Origin of the sequence: Candidatus Neomicrothrix sp. (assembly GCF_035329545.1) — a bacterium.
In the GTDB taxonomy this organism is placed as follows: domain Bacteria; phylum Actinomycetota; class Acidimicrobiia; order Acidimicrobiales; family Microtrichaceae; genus Microthrix; species Microthrix subdominans.
On sequence record NZ_DAOLGP010000073.1, the window covers coordinates 1 to 4,467 of the forward strand.

Annotated in this window: 4 protein-coding genes; all 4 read right to left on the bottom strand. The window is 64.5% G+C overall.

The window, feature by feature from the left end:
* Window positions 1–111: 111 nt before the first annotated feature.
* The 4 genes from PKD89_RS19610 to PKD89_RS19625 all read right to left on the bottom strand — a co-directional run bounded on the left by PKD89_RS19610 (window position 112) and on the right by PKD89_RS19625 (window position 3,995).
* Window positions 112–759: a hypothetical protein gene (locus PKD89_RS19610; RefSeq protein WP_287390440.1), complete on the bottom strand. Its 648-nt coding sequence runs from the start codon at window positions 757–759 to the stop codon at window positions 112–114.
* Window positions 760–1,586: 827 nt separating this feature from the next.
* Window positions 1,587–2,048, bottom strand: coding sequence for a hypothetical protein (locus PKD89_RS19615; RefSeq protein ID WP_289012199.1), 462 nt, complete (start codon window positions 2,046–2,048; stop codon window positions 1,587–1,589).
* Between the two features lie 341 nt (window positions 2,049–2,389).
* Window positions 2,390–3,799 carry a hypothetical protein gene (locus PKD89_RS19620; RefSeq protein WP_289012198.1) on the bottom strand — a complete coding sequence of 470 codons (1,410 nt, stop codon included), beginning with the start codon at window positions 3,797–3,799 and terminating at the stop codon, window positions 2,390–2,392.
* Window positions 3,783–3,995: a sigma-70 family RNA polymerase sigma factor gene (locus tag PKD89_RS19625; protein ID WP_289012197.1), complete on the bottom strand. Its 213-nt coding sequence runs from the start codon at window positions 3,993–3,995 to the stop codon at window positions 3,783–3,785. Before PKD89_RS19625 ends, PKD89_RS19620 begins: the two co-directional genes overlap by 17 nt.
* Between the last annotated feature and the right edge of the window lie 472 nt (window positions 3,996–4,467).

A 4,467-nucleotide genomic window follows, 5' to 3' on the forward strand; every position in this document is an offset into this window, starting at 1 on the left:
ATCCCGTACCCTGGCTATCTCTGTGGTCAAGGTAGTAAGCGCTGGCTCATCAATCTTTCGGTGAAGCCGTTCGAACTGGGCTTGTCTATAGCCGCAAGGACCGGCGACCATTCACCCGGTGAATGACGGCTTCAACACCGAAGGGGCAGGGCCGCTTGGTGGTGCCGTCTCGGACGGTGCAGGCTCGGCGGGACTGCTTGGTGGGGCTGGCGTAACGGGGGATAGGCCACAGGTGGGGTCGATCGTGATCTTGTAGGTCGTTCCTTCACCTGCGCCTCGACCCTCGACGATCATCCCGTTGGTGATTGGGGGCTCGATGATGTTGTCCGGGTCGGTATCTGGTTCCGGCAGCGGGTCTCCCGGTTCCAGGGCCTGCGCAGCAGGACCCCAAGGAGCAGCGATCGGGTGGTCGATCGGATCCTTGCCCTCGTCAGCCGTACCCTGCGTGCAAATTATGTACGGCTTCGGTGGTGCTGTTGGGGCTGGCGTAATGGGGGATAGGCCACAGGTGGGGTCGATCGTGATCTTGTAGGTCGTTCCTTCACCTGCGCCTCGACCCTCGACGATCATCCCGTTGGTGATTGGGGGCTCGATGATGTTGTCCGGGTCGGTATCTGGTTCCGGCAGCGGGTCTCCCGGTTCCAGGGCCTGCGCAGCAGGACCCCAAGGAGCAGCGATCGGGTGGTCGATCGGATCCTTGCCCTCGTCAGCCGTACCCTGCGTGCAAATTATGTACGACTCGGGTTCAGCCTGCGTCACCGACGACCCCACAGGCCCCGACAACCCAAGCAACAAACCAAAAGCCGCTGCGAAGACTCCCACACGATTGATCCTCACAACCTGACCTCCATGTCAGCCTCACAGATGAACGCAAGACGATCGCCTGGCGGCGCTCGCGCCACTCCGATCCCTGCTTGAATGAAGCATAGTCGACCATTTGCCGGGATCATGGGTGGGCGTCAACCCGCCGAATCGGGTGCCCTCACTTGAAGCGAGTGCACCTCCCAATGCTGTTGGCGCATCCAATCGGACACGGAGTGTCCCGGTCAGGGGATCAGCGTCGCCGGCACGCACGAAGCTGCCGCCCGAAACTCGAAGGCAACTCTCAGGCAGCGGTGCCGATTCGCACATATCGCCGCCACGTATTCCCTTCCGTTGGCCCGCCTCCCCCGCCCGAGATCGGCCCCAGTCGCACGCTGCATAGTCCCGCCCAGCAGCAGCCCCGAATGCGGCGGTTCCGGGGCGCCGTAGTTGGGCCGGAATGGCCGGGGCGCTGCTTGTCTCAAAAACGTTCGTTTGTGAGACGGTGGCGTCGTACATGAAGCGGTCGTTTTTTGTGCGCTCAGCCCGATATCTGCGGGCGAATAGGAGGGTCGGCGCTTCTCATCGGTCAGTTCTGTGCTGAGCGTTCGCTGCACACAGCCGGGAGTTGGCCTGTCGCCAAGCGCGCGGGCGCTGTGGGGAGGGCTCCGGGCGGGTTGCTATCAGCGCGTAACGGGTGGATACTGGGTTCTGCCGTGGCCATTCGGTCACGGAAGTGAACCCCGGAACCCGTCCGGACGGTCGGTGGCCGGGGTTTTGCGCGTTCAGGAAGAGTCGAGCACCACACCCGGTGTCACTCTGCGCCGCCAGTCACCGCCGGCACCGTAGGCCCAGGCAACAGCGTCGGACACCCACAGGATCGGCTCCTCGTGAGGGCGCATGTGTTCGTAGGACAACCCGGCAGGACCCCGCCCGCGGGTGAGAGCCGCTGTGATGGTCTGCCGCTCGACCAGGTTCTGCGAAGCTTCTCGTGCCTCGATAACGAGCCGCTGCCCGCCTACCCCGGCCAGATGCGCCAGCAGCTGCCCAAGAGCCCACCGGCGTGCGTCGGCCTCTTTGCGGTTGGACTCGTACACCAGCGTGGTCAGGTTCAGTTCCGCGATCACAGCCAGCAACGCACGGCGACGCGATGGCTTCTCGGTCTTGAAATGCAACCGAGCCTGGCCCGACAACAACTGGGAACGCATCATCTTGCGGACCGTGGCCAGCTCGCTGGGCAGAACCACCGACGCACAAACGATGTACCGGCCACCACGACGAGACTCATCTACAAAAGCATGCGAAGCGATCCACCGATCATCGCAGCTCGCCCACCCCCGCCAGCCCAACAGCGACACCAGAGCGCTACACCATCAGTAGTTCTGAGTCCCGGTAAGAAGTATTACCGTGACTCAGAAGCCCCGCCGCCGCCCGATAGATTCTCAGATGTGAGCGGTTCTGAACGGCGTGACTGGCTGCTGTTCGCGATGGGGTCAGCCATGGGCACCGCGCATTGACGTCTCGTCATGGGCGGCTGGGCTAAGCCCGGCTGCGTTGCTTGGGGTGGCTGCTTCGTTGTCGGTTTCAGCTAGCGGTTTGGGTTCCAGATGACAGTTTTAGGGTCGCTTGGCTCGGCGTTGGGGTTGGCCTTGGTGCTACCAAAGTCGAGGGCGATGAGCCTGTGTCCTGCTTGGACGAGCATGCCGACACCGGGTCGGAACTCGGGAGCGGTACCAACCTGAGGTTCACCTGACTCGTTGAGGATCTCCCAGACTTCACAGCGGTTGACCAGCCAGTAGGTGCCGGCTGCTCCGAGGTGGGGTGGCCCGTCGCAGCCGAGGTCACGGATGGGTTGCTGGGCGACGACGGTGTTGGAGGTCCGGTCGACCACGATGGCGGTGTCGTTGTCGAGGTCGGCACCGATCAAAGCGGTTCGCCCATCGTTGGAGACGGCGATGGTTGGGGGATCGGGCACGACGGAGATCGGTCCAAGGTCGATGGGTTTGTTCACCACCCAGCCATCCGGGCCGAGAGTCGCCAGCTCCAACTCCCCGCGACCGCCGTCCGGAACCTTGCCGCCCTCGACACGTGAGCCGGCGAGTGACAACTGGGCGGCGACTAGCTCGCCCTTGTTGGTGGCCACGGCGGTGCCGACCTGCATACCCGTCATGTAGGGATCCCCGGCGATCGGCCAAGGCGCTTCGGGGCCGGACGTGGTGATGCCGGTGCCGGGATCGAAGTAGACGGTGTTGGCCCACCACCCTCCGTCTTCGCTGGCAATCCCGCCGGAGAGGATCATTCGGTTGCCGTCCCAGGCGACAGCTGACCACATCCCGACCGACTCGGTGATCGTTCCGGTCGTTTGCCATGCGGGTTGGGGGTCGGTCGGGTCGAGAGCGGCAACGTCCCCGGATTGGACCCGACCTTCGGTAGTTCCACCAACGAGAAGGAACCGGTCATCGGCCCAGACCGCGTTGGCGCCGATCGTGGCAGGAACGGCGCCGTTCACGGCTGATTCTGGGGGCAGCGAAGCCCAGGTCTTGCTTGTCAGGTCGAGGATCGCCCCGTCGCGGAGTGCGACGCCGTCTTCGCCGGTGCCGCCCCATACCAGGACCCACCGGTCGGATCCGGCAACGGTGGCACCCTCCCTAGGTGCGAGCGGCGGCGGCGGGAGCGTTTCCCACGGCACCGGTAGCCGACTCCCGTTGTAAATGCTGGTGGGGCTGCCGGGTTCGTCGCGGCCGGGGGCCGACGAGGCAGGGGTGTGTTGAGGCTCGTCGGTCTGCACGCGACTCTCGCCGTTTCGATTGACGAGAAGGACCACCGACCCGGCCATGACCAGGATCCCGGCGGCTGCCAGGAGAAGCCGACGGGTTCTGGGCGGCCGATTGTCGGGAGCGCCGTCGGCTGGAGCGCTTCCGGTGACCTCATCGAGACCGATCGGGGGCGCCTGGGCCTCCACCAGGTTTTTGATTCGTTCGTCAAACGAGGGGTTCATGGTCGACTCCAAGGTGATTGCGTAGTTGCTCCAGGCCTCGCCGCAGATGGGCCGCTACGGTTGAGGGTGAAATGTCGTCCAGTTCGCCGACCTCGCGCAGCGTCCAGCCGTAGCCCGACACCAACACCACCGCCGTTCGCTGCCGGTCGGTCAACTCCGACAGCGCGGCGGCCAGCTCCGGTTCCACCTCGGGCACCCGGAAACTGTTCGGCTCGAGCCATCCTTGCGTTGCCGGGTGCGACTGACACCGACCCGGTACAGGTAGCTCACCGGTGAGGTGAGGCCGAGGACGCGGCCCCAATGCTCGAATGCCCAAGTCAACGCCTCCGCAGATGCGTCGCGGCCCCGGTCGGGTCCCAACGACGCAACCAGAGCCGGTCGCAGGCGCGGTTCGACAGAACGAAAGAACTCCTCGAACTCATCGTGTGGTGCCTTGTCGCCCATGGTCGTTGCACACCCCCTACCCGTAGTGAGCAGCGACAGCACCAGCCACGCGAGTCGGTCCATCATCGCGGCTGCGCCTCGGTCTACGTCGCACGCGAGCCAGCCGCTTGCATGAACCCCAGCGGGAAAGTCTCAAGGCGACAGATTTCTGGACGGCCCGTGAACGTCTCAGGAGAGGTGACCGACGCTTCGCATCCATCAGATCTGAGTCACGGTAAGGAACG